This is a genomic window from Nocardia sp. BMG111209 (assembly GCF_000381925.1).
Classification (GTDB): Bacteria; Actinomycetota; Actinomycetes; order Mycobacteriales; family Mycobacteriaceae; genus Nocardia.
In genome coordinates this window covers 955,761-972,986 of sequence record NZ_KB907308.1, presented here as the reverse complement: position 1 = coordinate 972,986, position 17,226 = coordinate 955,761, and the positions used below count along the sequence as shown (strand labels likewise).

Below are 17,226 nucleotides of genomic sequence, written 5' to 3'. Positions count from 1 at the left end.
CCGCCCCAACCCCTTCCGTTCGCACCGGCCCCCTACCGGCCCAGGTTTCCGCCCGACCCGGCGGGCTCCACCAGCCCGGTCAGGAATTCCTGCGTCTCGGCATCGACCGCATGGATCACGACGCCCCGCATCCCCCGGGTGAGCAGCACCTTGTAGATGTTCCGGATCGACTTGTCGAAGGTCTCGTCCGACACCGGATTCGACTTGGTGTGCTTCAACGCCTTGTCCTGGTTGCCCTCGCGGACACTCACGAGGTGACCGTTGCGGACGACCAGATCCGGTCCGATGATCACCCCGGCCCAGTCGTACTCGAAACCCTGTGCCGTATAGATGCATCCGACCTGGCCGAACCCCCTGGGATCGGAGGCCCACACCGGGCTCGGCGGCGCATCGCCGACGGCCCGGATGCCGCGGAGGTTCCACGGCATCGACCAGTCGCCGATGACCACGTCGTTCACCAGCGTGCCGTCGGGTTCGGGGGAACTCCAGGGCCAGCAGTACCCGGCGGCGATACGAGCGGTCCAGCCGTCGGAGTTCTTGTCCCGCAAGAAGTTCTCCATCTCCCGCGGTGACGGGGCGATCCGGATCTCGAAGGCGGGATCGCCGGGCCAGGCCGTCGGGCCGCCGGCCCGGAGATCGAGCAGGCGCAGCACCCACTCGTCGTAGGCGGCGCTACCACCGCAACGGAACTGGCCGTCGAGTTCGATGTGGTGTACGACATAATCGGATCGCGCTGCGTGCGAACGGATCTCGTGGACAGTGCCGACCTCGCCCGGCCGGACCACCTGATGTTCGTCGAGCAGGAACACCGGCACCCGCGCGGCCGCCATCAGTTCATCGACCTGAGGTCGCTTCGTGCGCTGCTGTTTCGGGGTGAACCGGTTCGTCGAGACTTCCCGGATGCGGTGCGCCTCATCGCAGATCAGCACGTCCAGCTGGTTCCGCCGATAGTCGGCGAAGGTCCGGAAATACTGGAAGAGGGTCTGGAGTTCCTTCGACCCCCGTCCGGGAAACTTCCGCAGCGATTCGGTGAATGCGGACGAGCCGGTCGCGTGCGCCACCCGCAATCCCTGTCGATGCAGTTCGGCCAGCAACGACACCGCGATGATGCTCTTACCGCTACCGGGTCCGCCGGTGACGATCACGACGCTCTTGGCATCGGACTCCTGTGCGCGCCGCACCATGCTCATGACGGCCTCGTAGGCCAATTCCTGCCGGCCCAGCAGCGAATATTCGGTCGCCGCACGAAGTTCCGCGCTCGTGAAGCCGAACAGGTCCGGCCGGGGACGCACGGCGCTGGACAACAGCCGATCCGCTGCTCCGGTTCCGGAGCCCGGGGCGAATTGGCTCTTCAGGTAGGTCAGGAATTCGTCTCGCTGCTCGCCGGTGAACATCCGGCCCCGGTCGTCCGGTTGCCGGACGCGCAACGCGCTCACCGAATTCTCGGTGGCGTTGTGCAGGTAGGCGACTCCGTGCACCGCGTCCGGTCGATCGTGGAGAACGTCGACGTATTGGGAAAGGTACCGGCAGTAGCCGCGCACCTGATCGATCGGATGCAGATGTTCGCCCGCCAGCCGCGGAACCCGCACGATGCGATCGCTGTTCCACGCGAGTTCGGCGGCGCTCCACTGCTTCAACTCGACGACGACGTAGTTGTCCGCGCCGGTCTGCGGATGGGTACCGCTGAGGATCACGTCGGGACGGAGGCTCGAGGACGGAAGGCGATATTCGACGAGCATCTCGATCTGCTCGAGTCCGACATCGGCCAGATCACCGGCGATCGCGGGCAGGCTCCGATCCCACGACCGCTGCTCGGCGGTCGGTCGCGCGCGGGGGACGCGGCCCAGATGTGCGGCGATGATGGCCGACAGTTGTTGGTCCGCAGGCAGAGCGAGAACCTCTTCTGCGGTCGACCGATACACCTGATTCGGCAACAGAATACCCCCGGGCAGCACGAATTCTCGTGCGGTGGGGCATATCCGTTGGCACAGAAGCCCGTCGGGCCGCAACCTGACCCGGGAATCCTACCGGACCGGCGGTGGGTCCGGCCGGTTCGGTGGTTCACGTCGTGAGAGCGGCCCGGTCCATTGACGCAACCGAGTGGTTGCAATAGTATCGCAACCGTCAGGTTGCTACTCAGTGGAGGTTCTCGTGGGGTTTCCGGATCGGATCGAGCGGACGGTGGAGTTGGCGCATGCGCCGGCTCGGGTGTGGCAGGCGCTGACCACGGCGGAGGGGTTGGGGACGTGGTTCGGGGATGAGGCGGAGATCGAGTTGCGGCCCGGGGGGCCGGCCCGGTTGGCGTGGAAGGAGGGGTTCGCGGTGCGGATGCGGGTGGAGCGGGTCGAGGAGCCGCGGGTGTTCGGATACACCTGGCAGATCATGGGTTTGGCGGACGACGATCCGCGGCGGACCTATGTCGAGTTCACGCTCGAACCGGTGGGGGCGGGGACGCGGCTGACGGTGGTGGAGTCCGGATTCGCGCAGCTGCCGGACGAGGCGTACGAGAAGGCGCACGAGTCCAACACCCAGGGTTGGGGGAGTGAGCTCGGCAAGCTGGCCGCGTATCTCGATGCGGCCTGACGCCGAGGCGATCGCCGAACAGGTCTTCGTTGCCCTGGCGGATCCCAGCCGGCGGGCGATCCTCGCCGCGCTGGCAACCGAAGGACCCTCCACCGCAACGGATCTGGCGGCTCGGCTGCCGATCTCCCGGCAGGCGATCACCAAACATCTGGCATTGCTGTCCGAGGCCGGTCTGGTGACCGCGGAACCGGGGGAGCGGCGCCGGGTGCGCTATCGGGTGCATTCCGCGCCCATGCAAGTGGCACAACAGTTCCTGGCCGCGCTGGCGCGTGACTGGGACGGTCCGCTCGGGGCGTTGCGAGACCATCTCGACCGGGTGCGGCCGGAAGCCGAAAAGGATTAGGAGGCAACGATGATGAAGACTCCGCCGATCGTCGATCGGACCGAGTGGGAGGCGGCGCGGCTGCGCCTGCTCGACAAGGAGAAGGAGATGACCCGGGCCCGGGACGCGCTGGCGGCCGAGCGCCGGCGGATGCCGTGGCTGCCGATCGAGCACCCCTATGTGTTCGAGGGGCCGACGGGACCGGCGAGCCTGCTCGACCTGTTCCACGGCCGCCGGCAATTGGTGATCTACCGGGCCTTCTTCGAACCGGGTGTGTTCGGCTGGCCGGAGCATCCGTGCCGGGGATGTTCCATGGTCGCCGATCAGGTGGCCCATCTCGCGCACCTCAACGCGCGCGACACCACGCTCGTCTTCGTCTCGCGCGCACCGCAATCGGATATCGCGCGGGTGCGGGACCGGATGGGCTGGACGATGCCGTGGTACACGCTCACCGACGGATTCGACGCCGACTTCGGCGTCGACGAATGGCACGGCACCAACGCCTTCATCCGCGACGAGAACACCGTCTACCGAACCTATTTCGTCAACAGCCGCGGCGACGAGATGATGGGCGGCACCTGGGACTACCTCGACATCACCGCCCTCGGGCGGCAGGAGTCGTGGGAGGACTCACCCGAGGGATATCCGCAGACGCCGCCGTACGAATGGTGGAACTGGCACGACGAGTACACCGGCGCCGAGTCGGCCGCGCCGGGCTGGCTGGTGCAGCTCAACGGCGCCGCCGGAACCGGCATCACGCTGCGCGAGGAGCCGGCGGACTGCTGTGCCCATCCGGTGAAATGAGCCGCACCCGAACGAGTCCCGTCCGGGGAAGGGGCTCGTTCGGGCGTCGTCGTGCATCCGGCAGAGGTCGTATGTGCACTAACTGTTTGTGCATTAACTATTAGTGCGGTACTTTGTTGGTGGCGATGGGAGGTGTGATGGAGTTCGACGATCCGCTACGGCTGGAGAAGCAGGTGTGCTTCGCGCTGGCGGTGGCCAACCGGTCCGTGCTGGCGATCTACCGGCCGCTGCTGGAGCCGATGGGGCTGACCCATCCGCAGTATCTGGTCATGCTGGCGTTGTGGGGTGAGTCACCGATGTCGGTCAAGGCCATCGCGGAGGCGATCCAGCTGGATTCGCCGACGCTGTCGCCGCTGCTGAAGCGGCTCGAATCCGCCGGGTACATCACCCGCCGGCGCGATCCGCGCGACGAGCGCACCCTGCTGGTCGACCTCACCGCGGACGGCCGCGCGCTGCGGCGCCGAGCCGAGCGCATCCCACCGGCGGTGGTCGAACGGCTGGGCGTGAGCCTGGCCGACCTCGAGGAGTTGCGCGAGGTCCTCACCCGGGTCAACACAGCTGCGCTCCGTTCCGCGGTGCGCAATCACGCTGTGCCCGTAGAACTTCCGGTCTCGGAAAACTAGGAGTGGAGATGACTGGTCGGAGCCCGAACCCGATTGCGCGGGCGCGCTACATCTTCGGGGCAACCCTGCCGCCGTCGATGTCGGACTGGGTGCTGCGGGATTTGACCGGCCCCGGCGCCGGCCGCCGCTACCTGCTGCGCTTCATGGTGCCGATCCTGCCGGTGCTGTGCCTGTTCCTCCTGGTCCCCGGTCCGCTCTGGATCGGCCTCGCGATGATGGCGCTGCTGTACGTGCCGCTGATCTACTTCACGATCGCGCTGATGTACGTGTACCGCCGCCACCGGCTGATCGCGCACGGCCTGGACCCCGAACTGGCCGACGCCGGCGAGCGCGCGCGGGCGGCGGCCGAGCGGGCCGCCTACGAAACCCGGCACGGCCGTGGCTGATTCGTCAGCGCTGCGGTAGCGAGCGGGGCAGCCCGAACCACGGCAGCACCGTATTCTCGAATCGGGCCATCCCGCTGATCCGATCGCCGGACAGCGTGAGCACGTAGAGACCGGTCCCGTGCCGGACTCCGGTCGTGCCGCGCAGATAGGTGCCGAAGGCGGGCTGCCCGTTGGCGCGGGTCGGCACCAGATCGAATCGCCTGCCGCCGTTGAGGATCGCGCCGCAGAAGCGTTCGGCGGCCGCGCGGCCCTCGTATTCCAGCGGCATCGGCGGCATCGAGATGAACACGTCGTCGGTGAGCAACGCCACCAGGGCCGTGAGGTCGGCGGCCTCCCAGGCCCTGGTGAACCTCGCGACGATCGCGCGCTCGGCGGGGGAGTCCGCGGGCGGCGGATCGGACGCCCGCAGTTTCCGCCGCACGCCGGCGCGGGCCCGTTTGAGCGCGCTGTTCACGGATTCCACACTGGCATCGAGCATGTCGGCCACCTCGGTGGCCCGGAAGTCGAGTACGTCCCGCAGGATCAGGACCGCGACCTGCCGCGGCGGCAGCACCTGCAGTGCGGTCACGAAGGCCAGCGAAACGGCCTCGTGCCGTTCGTATCCGGCCTCCGGACCGGGCCCCGCGAGCAGGGTGTCGGGAAACGGCTCCAGCCAGACGATATCGCCGAATCCGGTCGGCTCGGGCGGTTCGATGTGCGGGATGTCCCACTGTTTGGCCGGTCGGCGGCTCGCGGCGCGCCGCGCGTTGAGGCAGCGGTTGGTGGCGATCCGGTACAGCCAGGTGCGCAGCGAGGCCCGCCCCTCGAATCCGTCCAGCGCCTGCCACGCCGCCAGCAGGGTGTCCTGCAACGCGTCCTCGGCGTCCTGCAACGACCCGAGCATGCGGTAGCAGTGCACCTGCAATTCCCGCCGGAACGGGTCGGTCAGCTGCCGGAACGCCTCACCGTCCCCGGCCCGCGCCCGCGTCAGCAATTCACCGGTCACCATCGTGCGTCACCTCTTCCTGCGCTGTCGACCTGCGCCTCCGATATGGACACCGGCCGGGCCGCGAATCGGTCGCTCGCGGACCGGCCGATTTCCGGGCTCGCCGGTTTCTGCCTCCTCGTAGGACCACAACGATGAAGGAGATCGAACATGGGAACAATCGTCGTCAGCGAGAACGTCACCCTCGACGGGGTGGTGCAGGACCCGACCGGTGACGAGGGCTTCGCGCTCGGTGGCTGGTTCACCCACTTCGGCGGGGCCGATCGCGACGAATGGTCCGCGATCGAGTACGCGGAGGCGCGCGCGGCCGCGGCGCTGCTGCTGGGTCGCCGCACCTACACCTGGTTCGCCGGCCGGTGGGCGGCCCGTCCGGGCGACTGGGCGGACCGGCTGCGGGAGTTGCCCAAGTACGTCGTGGCCTCCGCGGCCCTCGACGGACCCGACTGGATGAATGTGGAGGTGGTGAAAGGTGAAGTGGTGGAGGAGGTTTCGGCCCTGAAGCAGCGGGTCGACGGTGAGATCGTGGTCTACGGCAGCCGGCAGCTGGTGCAGTCGCTGCTGGCGCACGACCTGGTCGACGAACTGCGGCTGACCACCTTCCCGTACCTGCTCGGCGCCGGTGAACGCTGGTTCGACCGGATCGGGCCCGCGACCCGGCCGCTGCGGCTCGTCACGACCCGCGCGATCGGGAACACCCTCGCCCTGCACACCTACCGGCCGGAGCGGGCCGCCTGACCGGAACCGGCCGTGCCCGTCCCCGGCGGGCACGGCCGAACCGATCAGGAATCGAGAAGCACGGGCCGGTCGGCCGCGCCTAGCGTCGTCGGCATGGACATCACCATCGCATCGACCTTCCTCCCGCACGAGGACCCGAAGGCCACGCTGGCCTTTTATCACGATCTGCTCGGCTTCGAGGTGCGCAACGACGTCGGCTACAACGGCATGCACTGGATCACCGTGGGCCCGGCCGGGCAGCCCGGCACCTCGATCGTGCTGTATCCGCCGGCCGCCGATCCCGGCGTCACCGAGGCCGAACGCGGCACCATCACCGAGATGATGGCGAAGGGCACCTACGGCCGCATCACCCTCGCGGTGCCGGACCTCGACGCCGCCTTCGACACCCTGCAGGCCGGCGGCGCCGAGGTGGTGCAGGAACCCACCGACCAGCCGTACGGTGTGCGCGACGCCGCGTTCCGCGATCCGGCGGGCAATCTGATCCGGATCAACCAGGTCGGCTGATTCGAGCACCGTGACCTGCGCGGACACGTTCCCGGCGCGGAATGTGTCCGGGTCACGGCCTATGGTTGGGTCCGAACAGACAGAGGAGAGATGATGAGCACGGCCACCAAGGGGAACGCCGCGTCGCCCGGTGCCCATATCGCCGACAGCCACGACCTCATCCGCGTGCACGGTGCGCGGGTGAACAATCTCGCGGACGTCAGTATCGAGATCCCGAAGCGCCGGTTGACGGTGTTCACCGGGGTATCCGGCTCGGGCAAGAGCTCCTTGGTGTTCGGCACCATCGCGGCGGAATCGCAGCGGCTGATCAACGAGACCTACAGCGCCTTCGTCCAGGGTTTCATGCCGACGCTCGCGCGCCCCGACGTGGACGTGCTCGAGGGGCTGACCACGGCCATCATCGTCGATCAGCAGCGGATGGGCGCCGACCCGCGCTCCACCGTCGGCACCGCCACCGACGCGAACGCCATGCTGCGAATCCTGTTCAGCCGCTTGGGGAAACCGCATATCGGCTCGTCGCAGGCGTTCTCCTTCAACGTCGCCTCCATCAGCGGGGCCGGTGCGGTCACGCTGGAGAAGAACGGCGAGAAGGTCAAGGAGCGCCGCAGTTTCAGCATCACCGGCGGCATGTGCCCGCGTTGTGAGGGCCGCGGTTCGGTCACCGATATCGATCTCACCCAGCTCTACGACGATTCGAAGTCGCTGAACGAGGGCGCGATCACCGTGCCCGGCTACACCTCCGGCGGCTGGAATCTCCGGCTGTACCGGGAATCGGGCCTGGTCGACCCGGACAAGCCGATCCGCCGATACACCAAGAAGGAACTCCACGACTTCCTGCGCGCCGAGCCGACCCGGATGAAGATCGCCGGGATCAACATGACCTACGAGGGTCTGATCCCGCGGATCGAGCGGTCGATGCTCGCCAAGGACAAGGAGGGGATGCAGCCGCACATCCGGGCCTTCGTGGAGCGCGCGGTCACCTTCACCACCTGCCCCGACTGCGACGGTACCCGGCTGAGCGCGGCGGCCCGCTCCTCGAAGATCGAGGGCATCAGCATCGCCGACGCGTGCGCGATGCAGATCAACGATCTGGCCGCCTGGGTGCGCGGACTCGACGAGCCGTCGGTGGCCCCGCTGCTGACGACGCTGCGCGGCACCCTCGACTCGTTCGTCGAGATCGGACTGGGATATCTGTCGCTGGACCGGCCGGCCGGCACGCTGTCCGGCGGCGAGGCGCAACGGGTCAAGATGGTCGGCCATCTCGGCTCCTCGCTCACCGATGTCACGTACGTGTTCGACGAGCCCACCACCGGGCTGCACCCGCACGACATCCAGCGGATGAACGAACTGCTGCTCCGCTTGCGGGACAAGGGAAATACCGTGCTGGTGGTCGAGCACAAGCCGGAGACCATCGTGATCGCCGACCACATCGTCGATCTCGGTCCGGGTGCGGGCAGCGCGGGTGGCGCGGTGTGTTTCGAGGGCACCGTCGACGGGCTGCGCGGTAGCGGCACCATCACCGGCCGGCACTTCGACGACCGGGCCGCGCTGAAGCAGCAGGTGCGCAAGGGCAAGGGCGCGTTGGAGATTCGCGGCGCCACCACACACAACCTGCGGGCCGTCGACGTCGACATCCCGCTCGGTGTGCTGTGCGTGGTGACGGGTGTGGCGGGTTCGGGCAAGAGTTCGCTGGTCCACGGCTCGGTGCCCGGCGGCGCGGGGGTGGTGTCGGTCGACCAGAGCCCCATTCGGGGTTCGCGGCGCAGCAATCCGGCCACCTACACCGGACTGCTGGAACCGATCCGCAAGGCGTTCGCGAAGGCCAACGGCGTGAAACCCGCACTGTTCAGCGCCAATTCGGAGGGTGCGTGCCCGACGTGCAACGGCGCCGGCGTCATCTACACCGATCTGGCCATGATGGCCGGGGTGGCGACCACCTGTGAGGAGTGCGAGGGCAAGCGGTTCCAGGCCGCCGTACTCGACTACCACTTCGGCGGTCGCGACATCAGCGAGGTGCTCGCCATGTCGGTGGACGAGGCGGCCGCGTTCTTCGGCGCCGGCGAGGCGAAACTGCCTGCCGCGCACGCGATCCTGCGGCGACTGGCCGATGTCGGGCTCGGCTACCTGCGGCTGGGCCAGCCGCTGACCACGCTGTCCGGCGGTGAACGGCAGCGGCTGAAGCTGGCCACCCACATGGCCGACAAGGGCGGTGTCTATGTGCTGGACGAGCCGACGACCGGCCTGCACCTCGCCGATGTCGAACAGCTGCTGGCCCTGCTGGACCGCCTGGTCGACTCCGGCAAGTCGGTGATCGTGGTCGAACATCATCAGGCGGTCATGGCGCACGCCGACTGGATCATCGACCTCGGTCCCGGCGCCGGTCACGACGGCGGCCGCATCGTCTTCGAGGGCACCCCCGCCGATCTGGTCGCCGCCCGCTCGACCCTGACCGGCGAACATCTCGCGGCCTACATCGGCGCCTGACCCGGCCGCGCGCCGATCCACGCGGCGATCTCGGCGACGACCGCCGGATCCATATGCTGCGCGGACAGATACGAGTCGGGTGTGGACCGTCCGGAACCGGGGAAGAACTGGTGGTCGTCGGCCTCGTGCACGGTGATCGTGACATGCGGCCGGCCGGCGAGTCCGGCCCGCCACAGCGCGAGATCGTCGTCGACGGTGACCTGGTAGTCGCGGCCGCCCTGCAGGACGAGCAGCCGGCGGTCCAGGGCGGCGGCCGTGCCGACCGGGTCGAGCGCTATCCAATCCTGCCAATAGTGCAGCGGCACACCGGGGAGCAGCGGTTCGGCCACGGCCCCCGAGGTGTCGAACCGGGCGACCCGCTCGGCGAGTTCCGCCAGCTGTGCCGCCAGGTCCGGATCGGGTTCGGCGCGCAGGCTCGCCAGGTAGCGGTACTGTCGCAGCAGCGCGTGGTGGGGTGGCTGCGCCCCGCCGGCCAGGATGATCACACCCGCGATCGCGGGCTCTCCCATCGCGATACCGGGAGCCATCGAGCCGCCGAGGCTGTGCCCGAGCAGGAAGATCCGGCTCGGATCCACCGCGGGCTGCTGCCGCAACAGGGTGATCGCGGGACCGGCGTGCGCGTATTCGTCTGTGAGCGTGAACTTCTCGGTGTCGAGGCGACCGGCGTGGGTTCGGACGACCTTGTCGTACCGCAGCACCGCGATACCCCGACCGGCCAGCCTCCAGGCCAGATCCTTGAAGGGCTTGTTGCGCGGATAGGCCGACAGGGTCGAGTCCCGATCGCAGGGACCGGACCCGGTCAGCAGCACCACCCCGGGCACCGGCCCGGAGGCGGTCGTGATCCCGGATCCGGTGATCGCGGCGGTCGTGATCCCGGGTTCCGCCGGTCCTCGGCCCGGAGCCGCCGGGCGAGCCGCGGGCAGGGTCAGCGTGCCCGGGACGGCGAACGGTCCGGCGCCGATCGTCAGCTCCTGCTCGGTGAGGGCTTCCGGATCGACATAATCCGGTGGCTGCCACGGCTCGGCCCAGTCCAGCTTCGGCAACCGCAGCCCGATCAGCCGGTCGTCCGGATCGAACATCGCCCCGAAGCCGAAACCGCCCTGCTCGCAGTACAACGGGATCCGCACCTGTATCGCGGTGGGCGACAGCCGATCACGGCTCGGCACACCGGTGCGCAGGATCCGGCCGTGCGCGCGCACCGCTTCGTCCCACGACCGCTGCAACTCCTCGGCGCCGTCGGCGGGTACCGACAGATCCGTCCGGACCGCCGGCTCGCGGATCCGGCCCTCCCGCAGGAGGCGCATCACGCGCAGCGCCGCTGCGGTCGGATCGACCATCTCAGGAGCGCACCCGGTAGTGGAGGTGCACGACGCCACCGTGGAAACGGCGCTCCGACAACAACTCCAGGTCGACGGCGATGCCCTCGGGCAGTGCCTGTTTGCCACGGCCGACGAGGATCGGGCCGAGGAACAGGTGGATCTCGTCGACCAGGCCCGCGGCGAAGACCTGGCGGGCCAGATCGGCGCCGCCGACACTGATGTCCCGGTCGGCGGACTTCTTCAGTCCCGCGATCGCGGCCGGGTCGAGGGTGCGCTCGAGCCGGGTCCGTTCGGTCGAAACCGATTGCAGCGTCCGGGAATACACGATCTTGTCGGCCTGCCGCCAGATCCGGGTGAACTCGTTCTCCAGGACGGGCCGGTCGGCGCCGGTGGGTGCGGTCGCCCAGTAGCGCATCGTCTCGTACATCCGGCGGCCGTACAGATAGGTGCCGATCGGGCGCTCGATCTCGTTGACCGCGGCGAGTACCTCGTCATCGGGTGCGGCCCAGTCGAATTCGCCCTGGGCGTCCTCGATGTAGCCGTCCAGTGAGGCGATCGCCGAATAGATCAGCCCGGCCATGTGCGTGCTCCTCCCCGTCGATGGCTGGGCGCTCCGGAGCAGCTGTCGCTCGGCGGGCCGAACCAATCCGGGGAGTAGGTCTACCACGAAAAAATCGGCGGCACCCGTGAATCCGGGGATCCCGGCACCGAAATTCGGAGAACGTTATTCTTGTTGTCGAGATCAGGGTTCTCCCGGGACAGGATGGCTATGGGTGAGTTTTCCGAGGTGACGGTCGAGCGGCAGGGCGCGGTGGCGGTGGTCACGCTGAACCGGCCGCAGCGGCGCAACGGCGTCACGATCGCCATGTGTGAACAACTCCACCGCGCGCTGGGCGCGGTGGCGGCCGGTGACGCGCAGGTGGTGGTGTTGCGCGGCGCCGGAACCGATTTCTCGGTCGGCGCCGACATCGGGGGCAGCGGCGACAGCGCCGGCGAGGCCACCTTGCAGCGGCTGGGCCCGACCTATCACGCGTCGACCCTGCTGCACACCATGCCGCAGGTCACCATCGCGGCGATCGACGGCGGCTGCGCCGGTGCGGCGATGGGCTGGGCGTGCGCGTGCGATTTCCGCTGGGCCTCGACTCGCGCGCGGTTCAACACGGCCTTCCTGGACGTCGGCATCTCCGGCGATATGGGCCTGAGTTGGTCGTTGCTGCATGCCGTCGGCGGCGGCCGGGCCCGGGAACTGCTCCTGTTCCCGGGGAAGTTCACCGCCGCGCAGGCGCACGAACAGGGCCTGGTCACCCGCCTGTTCGAGCCGGCGGACCTGCACGACGAGGTGCTGGCGCTCGCCGGTGAACTGGCCGCGCGGCCGGCGTTCGTGCTGCGGATGATGAAGGCGAACCTGTTGTCGGCGGAAACCCTGCCCCTGGCCGGATACATCGACATCGAATCCGCGCGGCATCTGCACACGGTGGGTGATTCGCCGCTGAGCCGCCGGTGACCGAGCGGAACTTTTCGGCCCCGGAACGAGTTGTAGGAGTAGTCGAGAACGTGCTCGTGAAGGAGGCAGCGTGACCGAAACGCGGACGGCGATCCTGGCCGGTGGGTGCTTCTGGGGTGTGGAGGACTTGATCCGCAAGCAGCCCGGGGTGGTGTCGACCGAGGTCGGCTACACCGGTGGCCGCAACGATCACCCGACCTATCGCAACCATCCGGGTCATGCGGAGGCCGTGGAGATCACCTACGACCCGGCGCGGACCGATTACCGGGCACTGCTGGAATTCTTCTTCCAGATCCACGATCCGACCACGAAGAACCGGCAGGGCAACGATATCGGCACCAGCTACCGCTCCGAGATCTTCTATCGCGACGACGAGCAGAAGCGGGTGGCGCTGGACACCATCGCCGACGTCGACGCCTCCGGCCTGTGGCCGGGCAAGGTGGTCACCGAGGTGAGCCCGGCGGTCACGTTCTGGCCGGCCGAGCCGGAGCATCAGGACTACCTCGAGCGCTACCCGGACGGGTACACCTGCCACTTCCCGCGGCCGGGCTGGAAGCTCCCGCGTCGGCAGGCCACGGCGCAGTCGTAAAACCACAAGTGAGCGGGGTCGTCCGGTGACGGCCCCGCTCGCCGTTCCGGATCGTCCCCGCTCACCAGGGCAGCCCGGCGAGGATCTCCCGTCGAGTGGCTCGCATGTGCGCCGCGGACAGTTCCGCGGCGAGTTCCGCGTCACCGGCGGCGATCGCCGCGGTGATGGCGGCGTGTTCGGTCTCGATGCGGTCGTTCTCGCTGCCGTGCCGCAGCAGGAACTGCACCCGGCCGCGCAGCGGGGCGAGCACGCTGTCGAGGACCTCGTTCCCGGCCAGTCGCGAAATCTCTTCGTGCAGAGCCATATTGCCGCCGTCGGAGATCGGGAAGCCGCCGGTGGCCAGCCGTGTCCGGCCCATCTCCAGCACCGCGCGCAATCGCAGCGTGCCGGTCGCGGTGATCTGTTCGGCGGCCTGCCGCGCGGCCAGCGCCTCGAGGGTCTCGCACACGTCGAGCAGATGCGCGACCGAGGCCGGATCCAGGGCCCGCACCCGGACCTGCCGTCCCCGCACGGTCACGTACCCCTCCGCCTCCAGGATGCGAATCGCCTCCCGCACCGGCACGCGGGAGATGCCGAGTACGGTCGCCAGATCCTGTTCGAACAGGCGCATGCCCGGTGTGAGCCGGCCGTCGGCGATCCAGTCGCGCAGCACATCGCGCACCCGTTCCCGTAGCGGCGGCAGGCCGGGGCCGCACTGCCGCAACATATTCTGCGCGCGGGGCGGGACCGGGGGCAGTTGCGCATGTCCCGGAACCGATGTCGGTAACGCCATGAATCAGTGGTAACACCCGCGTGCTAATACCTCGCACCGCCGATGTTTCGGCGGTGTTTCCGGCTGTGTATACCTCGCGAAGTATACGTTGCTGTTCATTGACTTCGATGTCGCCGGATTCCCAGAATATCGACATCGCAGCGATCGGCCGGATACGGAGGAGGGCAGTTCATGACAGCGATCGACATGGTCCGCACCGGACCGCGACGGATTTTCGCCGAGGCTGCCGGGTGCCGCGCGGAAATGGCCGCACGAATATTGCCCGACGGCAGTGAATCGACGTCCCGGCCGAGTGGATTTCGATGCCGCAAACCTTTTTCCGGCGGGCTCCGATCGTATTCTGTTGCAGCCCGCGGGCGACTCCGTGAATATGTTCCGCCGCGGTCGGATCATGCGGCGATATCGAATGTCCCGGCCCGGATCGGCACGCGGGATCGAGCCCGGCCGTCGCCGGTCCGGCACGAGGGCAGGGGTTTCGCGTGACCACCGAATACGCGGACGGATGCCGCCGGCTGCTGTCCGCCACCGGGGCCAGCCGGGTGACCCTGCGATTGGCCGACCCGACGGGATTTCCGGCGCTGGTCGCGGAGGAACTGTCACCCGGCGTGCCCTCGATGCGATCCGGGACCCCGATCAATCCGGCCGACTACCCGACCTACCGCCACCTGGTCGACACCGGTGAGCTACTGATCCAGTCCGATACCCGCACCCACCCGATCCGGCCGCCGCGGTCGCTGATCGACGAGATGCGGGTCTACGCACAGATATTGGCGCCGATCCGCCGCGACGGCCGGACCGTCGGCACCATCTCCGTGCACATCCAGGACCGTCCGCACCGATTCACCGCCGCCGATGTCGCCGCGGTGCGGGATTTCCAGCAGTACGTCGAAGCCGGGCTCACCGGCTGAATTCGAGGAGTAGTCATGTCCGAACCACCGCCGATCAGTGCGCGGCTGCACAATCCGGATCTCGCGCCGGCCACCACGCGGGACTGGAACGGGTACAGCGTGTTCGCGCTGTGGATGTCGGTGTTGCACAACGTCGGTGCCTACACCTTCGCGATCGGATTCTTCTTCCGCGGCCTCGGCACCTGGACGGTGCTCGCCGCCATGGTCGTGGCCCTGATCATCGTCTACGTGCTGATGAATCTCAGCGGCGCGATCGGGCAGCGCACCGGAGTGCCGTATCCGGTCGTGGCCCGGATCAGCTTCGGGGTCTTCGGCGCCAACCTGCCCGCGCTGGTGCGCGGCGTGCTGGCGGTGTTCTGGTACGGGGTGCAGACCTATCTGGGCTCGCTGGCGGTGTCCGCGCTGGCGCTGCGCCTGGTCCCGGGGCTGGCCTCGTGGAACCGGACGCATGTGCTCGGATTGTCGGCGCTGGGCTGGTGCTCGTTCATGCTGCTGTGGGCGCTGCAGTTGCTCGTGGTGCGGCACGGTATGGAAGCGGTACGTAAGTACCAGAACTGGGCCGGTCCCGCGGTGTACGCGGTGATGTTCGTACTGCTCGGCTGGGTGCTGGTGCGCACCGGCGGCGCGCCGGGGGTCGAGGTGTCCGCCGAGCGGGTGCACGGCGGTTCGGCGGTGCTGGCGTTCGCGTCGATCGTGGCCCTGATCGTGTCCTTCTTCGGGACCTTCCTGCTCAACATCAGCGATTTCACCCGGTCCAGCCCGAGTCCGCGGTCCATGCGGCGGGCGAATCTGTGGGGGCTGCCGGTGAACTTCCTGGTCTTCGCGGTCACCGTCGCGGTGGTGACCACCGGCAGCGCGAAGCTGTTCGGCACGGCGATCACCGATCCGATCCAACTGGTCCAGCGGCTGGACAACACCCCGGTACTGATCGTCGCGACGATCGTGTTCACCGCCGCCACCGTCGGCGTGAACGTCGCCGCGAACGTGGTGTCGCCGGCGTTCGACTTCTCCAATATCGCGCCCCGGTACATCACCTTCGAGCGCGGCGGGCTGATCGCGGCGGTCGGATCCGTGCTGGTGTGCCCGTGGGCGCTGTACTCCAGCCCGGTCGTGGTCGACTACTTCATCGGCGGCCTCGGCGCGCTGCTCGGCCCGTTGTTCGGGGTCATCGCCACTGACTACTACCTGGTGCGCCGCGGCACCGTCGTGGTCGCGGATCTCTATGTCGAGGGCGAGGGCCGGTACTGGTACCGGCGCGGGGTCAATCCGCGGGCCATGGTGTCGGCCGCGATCGGCGCCGTCGTCGCGCTCCCGGTCGCGCTGATCCCGGCCTGGCAGCAGGCGGCCCCGTTCTCGTGGGCACTGGGCGCGGTCCTCGCCGCCGGCGCGTATCTGGCCGTGAACCGCTCGACCGCCGCGTCCGAACGAGAGGTCGTCCATGCCTGAGGAATTCGGGCCGCGGCGGGATTTCGCCGGCTACGGCCGGGTGCCACCGCGGGTGGTGTGGCCGGAGGGCGCGCGGATCGCGGTCAGCCTCGTGATCAACTACGAGGCGGGGGCCGAGTACAGTTTCGCCGCCGGTGACGGCCGCCGGGAAGCGGTGGGGGAGTTCGGCGTTGCCATCAACCCGACCCGGCCCGGAATCCGGGACCTGTGCGTGGAATCCAGCTTCGAATACGAGAGCCGTTCCGGCACTTGGCGTCTGGCGCGCATCCTGGACGAGTACGGGCTGCCGGCCACCTTCAACTGCTGTGGCCGTGCGCTGCTGGAGAATCCGGAGATCGGCAAGTACATCGCCGAGGCCGGGCACGAGCCGATGGCGCACGGCTGGCGCTGGGAGGAGCCCTGGCGGCTGTCGCGGGCGGAGGAGCGCGACCATATCGCGCGGGCCGTCGCGGATATCGAGAAGGTTTGCGGCACACGGCCGGTCGGCTGGCATTCGCGCTGCACCCCGTCGGTGCACACCCGGGAACTGGTGGCCGCCGAGGGCGGATTCCTGTACGACTCCGACGCCTACAACGACGACCTGCCCTACTTCACCGATACCGCCGCGGGTTCGCATCTGGTGGTGCCGTATTCGCTGACCTTCAACGACATGCGGTTCGCCTTCCCGGGATACGCCGACCCCACCTCGTTCACCCGATATCTGGCAATGGGTTTCGACGATCTGTGGGAGGAGGGTGCGACCCGGCCGCGGATGATGACCATCGGCCTGCACGGACGCTGGGCCGGGATGCCGGGGCGCGCCCGCGCCGTCCGCGACTTCCTGGATCACGCGCTGGCGCGCGAGGATGTCTGGTTCGCGCGCCGGGCCGATATCGCCCGGTGGTGGCTGGATCACCATCGAGAGTTCGACTGAGATCGAACCGGTGTCAGACGTCCTCGTATACCGGTTCGTTGTACGTCGGCAGGTTCGCCATCGGCGGCTGCTGCAGCATTCCGCCCGGGATGCCGTTCGACGGCGGCCGCAGATTCAGTGGGTTGGGCGTGATTCCGGGGAAGATGTGCAGGCCGCGCGGGATGGTGTCGTTTCCGGAGCGGTTACCGCGATCCTCGTCGGGATTGGCACCACCACCGCCACCGCCACCGCCAGGAACGCCGGGACCGACGGGCAGGCTGATCGCACACTCCCCGCAGCCGGCGAGCGTGGCCACCGGATGCGGGCCGAATAGCGGCCCCAGGAGGCCGCACACCACCCCGGTGGCGAA

General features: G+C 68.5%; 19 protein-coding genes. 13 read left to right on the top strand and 6 right to left on the bottom strand.

Annotated elements, in window-relative coordinates:
• Positions 1–32 precede the first annotated feature (32 nt).
• Positions 33–1,934, bottom strand: coding sequence for a DUF2075 domain-containing protein (locus tag G361_RS0128075; protein ID WP_231387111.1), 1,902 nt, complete (start codon positions 1,932–1,934; stop codon positions 33–35).
• A 217-nt stretch (positions 1,935–2,151) separates the two neighbouring features.
• On the opposite strand from G361_RS0128075, the gene G361_RS0128070 reads away from it, so the two are divergent.
• The 5 genes from G361_RS0128070 (at position 2,152) to G361_RS0128050 (ending at position 4,718) form a co-directional block, all read left to right on the top strand.
• Positions 2,152–2,583: an SRPBCC domain-containing protein gene (locus G361_RS0128070; protein WP_026343602.1), complete on the top strand. Its 432-nt coding sequence runs from the start codon at positions 2,152–2,154 to the stop codon at positions 2,581–2,583.
• Positions 2,573–2,926 (top strand): helix-turn-helix transcriptional regulator, encoded by a 354-nt coding sequence (locus G361_RS0128065; RefSeq protein WP_019930456.1) that lies wholly within the window; start codon positions 2,573–2,575, stop codon positions 2,924–2,926. The genes G361_RS0128070 and G361_RS0128065 overlap by 11 nt, the downstream gene beginning before the upstream one ends.
• A gap of 12 nt (positions 2,927–2,938) precedes the next feature.
• Positions 2,939–3,709, top strand: coding sequence for a DUF899 domain-containing protein (locus G361_RS0128060; protein WP_081635679.1), 771 nt, complete (start codon positions 2,939–2,941; stop codon positions 3,707–3,709).
• A gap of 137 nt (positions 3,710–3,846) precedes the next feature.
• Complete coding sequence (locus G361_RS0128055) at positions 3,847–4,332, top strand: MarR family winged helix-turn-helix transcriptional regulator (protein ID WP_019930454.1); 486 nt, start codon at positions 3,847–3,849, stop codon at positions 4,330–4,332.
• An 8-nt stretch (positions 4,333–4,340) separates the two neighbouring features.
• Complete coding sequence (locus G361_RS0128050) at positions 4,341–4,718, top strand: DUF5313 family protein (RefSeq protein WP_036495936.1); 378 nt, start codon at positions 4,341–4,343, stop codon at positions 4,716–4,718.
• Positions 4,719–4,722: 4 nt separating this feature from the next.
• Here the strand turns inward: G361_RS0128050 and G361_RS0128045 are convergent, their stop codons facing one another.
• Positions 4,723–5,706, bottom strand: a complete 984-nt coding sequence (locus tag G361_RS0128045; protein WP_019930452.1) for a sigma-70 family RNA polymerase sigma factor — start codon at positions 5,704–5,706, stop codon at positions 4,723–4,725.
• Positions 5,707–5,853: 147 nt separating this feature from the next.
• Here G361_RS0128045 and G361_RS0128040 point away from each other — a divergent pair, with 147 nt between their 5' ends.
• The 3 genes from G361_RS0128040 (at position 5,854) to G361_RS0128030 (ending at position 9,426) form a co-directional block, all read left to right on the top strand.
• Positions 5,854–6,438, top strand: a complete 585-nt coding sequence (locus G361_RS0128040) for a dihydrofolate reductase family protein (protein WP_019930451.1) — start codon at positions 5,854–5,856, stop codon at positions 6,436–6,438.
• Between the two features lie 93 nt (positions 6,439–6,531).
• The gene (locus G361_RS0128035; protein WP_019930450.1) at positions 6,532–6,942 is read left to right on the top strand and encodes a VOC family protein; all 411 of its coding nucleotides are present in this window, start codon (positions 6,532–6,534) and stop codon (positions 6,940–6,942) included.
• Between the two features lie 93 nt (positions 6,943–7,035).
• Complete coding sequence (locus G361_RS0128030) at positions 7,036–9,426, top strand: excinuclease ABC subunit UvrA (RefSeq protein WP_026343600.1); 2,391 nt, start codon at positions 7,036–7,038, stop codon at positions 9,424–9,426.
• Here G361_RS0128030 and G361_RS45150 read toward each other — a convergent pair.
• Positions 9,411–10,763, bottom strand: a complete 1,353-nt coding sequence (locus tag G361_RS45150) for a S9 family peptidase (RefSeq protein ID WP_019930448.1) — start codon at positions 10,761–10,763, stop codon at positions 9,411–9,413. The two genes, G361_RS0128030 and G361_RS45150, sit on opposite strands and share 16 nt — an antisense overlap.
• Position 10,764: 1 nt before the next feature.
• Positions 10,765–11,325 carry a dihydrofolate reductase family protein gene (locus G361_RS0128020; RefSeq protein ID WP_019930447.1) on the bottom strand — a complete coding sequence of 187 codons (561 nt, stop codon included), beginning with the start codon at positions 11,323–11,325 and terminating at the stop codon, positions 10,765–10,767.
• A 189-nt stretch (positions 11,326–11,514) separates the two neighbouring features.
• Between G361_RS0128020 and G361_RS0128015 the strand changes: the two genes are divergently transcribed.
• The gene (locus tag G361_RS0128015; protein ID WP_019930446.1) at positions 11,515–12,249 is read left to right on the top strand and encodes an enoyl-CoA hydratase/isomerase family protein; all 735 of its coding nucleotides are present in this window, start codon (positions 11,515–11,517) and stop codon (positions 12,247–12,249) included.
• A gap of 70 nt (positions 12,250–12,319) precedes the next feature.
• Positions 12,320–12,838: a peptide-methionine (S)-S-oxide reductase MsrA gene (gene msrA, locus G361_RS0128010; RefSeq protein ID WP_019930445.1), complete on the top strand. Its 519-nt coding sequence runs from the start codon at positions 12,320–12,322 to the stop codon at positions 12,836–12,838.
• 61 nt (positions 12,839–12,899) lie between these two features.
• On the opposite strand, the gene G361_RS0128005 is transcribed toward msrA, so the two are convergent.
• Positions 12,900–13,610, bottom strand: a complete 711-nt coding sequence (locus G361_RS0128005; protein WP_081635611.1) for a GntR family transcriptional regulator — start codon at positions 13,608–13,610, stop codon at positions 12,900–12,902.
• Positions 13,611–14,089: 479 nt separating this feature from the next.
• On the opposite strand from G361_RS0128005, the gene G361_RS0128000 reads away from it, so the two are divergent.
• From G361_RS0128000 to G361_RS0127990, 3 genes are read left to right on the top strand one after another with little or no spacing between them, the layout of a single operon-like run.
• Positions 14,090–14,518 carry a GAF domain-containing protein gene (locus G361_RS0128000; RefSeq protein ID WP_019930443.1) on the top strand — a complete coding sequence of 143 codons (429 nt, stop codon included), beginning with the start codon at positions 14,090–14,092 and terminating at the stop codon, positions 14,516–14,518.
• A 15-nt stretch (positions 14,519–14,533) separates the two neighbouring features.
• Complete coding sequence (locus G361_RS0127995) at positions 14,534–15,964, top strand: NCS1 family nucleobase:cation symporter-1 (RefSeq protein WP_019930442.1); 1,431 nt, start codon at positions 14,534–14,536, stop codon at positions 15,962–15,964.
• Complete coding sequence (locus G361_RS0127990) at positions 15,957–16,877, top strand: polysaccharide deacetylase family protein (protein WP_019930441.1); 921 nt, start codon at positions 15,957–15,959, stop codon at positions 16,875–16,877. Before G361_RS0127995 ends, G361_RS0127990 begins: the two co-directional genes overlap by 8 nt.
• Positions 16,878–16,890: 13 nt before the next feature.
• Here the strand turns inward: G361_RS0127990 and G361_RS0127985 are convergent, their stop codons facing one another.
• Positions 16,891–17,172 carry a hypothetical protein gene (locus G361_RS0127985; RefSeq protein ID WP_155981808.1) on the bottom strand — a complete coding sequence of 94 codons (282 nt, stop codon included), beginning with the start codon at positions 17,170–17,172 and terminating at the stop codon, positions 16,891–16,893.
• Between the last annotated feature and the right edge of the window lie 54 nt (positions 17,173–17,226).

What these genes read in the sequence shown, in the direction of transcription:
- G361_RS0127990 (WP_019930441.1), top strand. Translation starts at nt 15,957, where the DNA reads ATGCCTGAGGAATTCGGGCCGCGGCGGGATTTCGCCGGCTACGGCCGG.
- G361_RS0128035 (WP_019930450.1), top strand. Translation starts at nt 6,532, where the DNA reads ATGGACATCACCATCGCATCGACCTTCCTCCCGCACGAGGACCCGAAG.
- G361_RS0128065 (WP_019930456.1), top strand. Translation starts at nt 2,573, where the DNA reads ATGCGGCCTGACGCCGAGGCGATCGCCGAACAGGTCTTCGTTGCCCTG.
- G361_RS0128050 (WP_036495936.1), top strand. Translation starts at nt 4,341, where the DNA reads ATGACTGGTCGGAGCCCGAACCCGATTGCGCGGGCGCGCTACATCTTC.
- G361_RS0127995 (WP_019930442.1), top strand. Translation starts at nt 14,534, where the DNA reads ATGTCCGAACCACCGCCGATCAGTGCGCGGCTGCACAATCCGGATCTC.
- G361_RS0128040 (WP_019930451.1), top strand. Translation starts at nt 5,854, where the DNA reads ATGGGAACAATCGTCGTCAGCGAGAACGTCACCCTCGACGGGGTGGTG.
- G361_RS0128045 (WP_019930452.1), bottom strand. Translation starts at nt 5,706, where the DNA reads ATGGTGACCGGTGAATTGCTGACGCGGGCGCGGGCCGGGGACGGTGAG.
- G361_RS0128015 (WP_019930446.1), top strand. Translation starts at nt 11,515, where the DNA reads ATGGGTGAGTTTTCCGAGGTGACGGTCGAGCGGCAGGGCGCGGTGGCG.
- G361_RS0128060 (WP_081635679.1), top strand. Translation starts at nt 2,939, where the DNA reads ATGAAGACTCCGCCGATCGTCGATCGGACCGAGTGGGAGGCGGCGCGG.
- G361_RS45150 (WP_019930448.1), bottom strand. Translation starts at nt 10,763, where the DNA reads ATGGTCGATCCGACCGCAGCGGCGCTGCGCGTGATGCGCCTCCTGCGG.
- G361_RS0128055 (WP_019930454.1), top strand. Translation starts at nt 3,847, where the DNA reads ATGGAGTTCGACGATCCGCTACGGCTGGAGAAGCAGGTGTGCTTCGCG.
- G361_RS0128020 (WP_019930447.1), bottom strand. Translation starts at nt 11,325, where the DNA reads ATGGCCGGGCTGATCTATTCGGCGATCGCCTCACTGGACGGCTACATC.
- G361_RS0128005 (WP_081635611.1), bottom strand. Translation starts at nt 13,610, where the DNA reads ATGGCGTTACCGACATCGGTTCCGGGACATGCGCAACTGCCCCCGGTC.
- G361_RS0128030 (WP_026343600.1), top strand. Translation starts at nt 7,036, where the DNA reads ATGAGCACGGCCACCAAGGGGAACGCCGCGTCGCCCGGTGCCCATATC.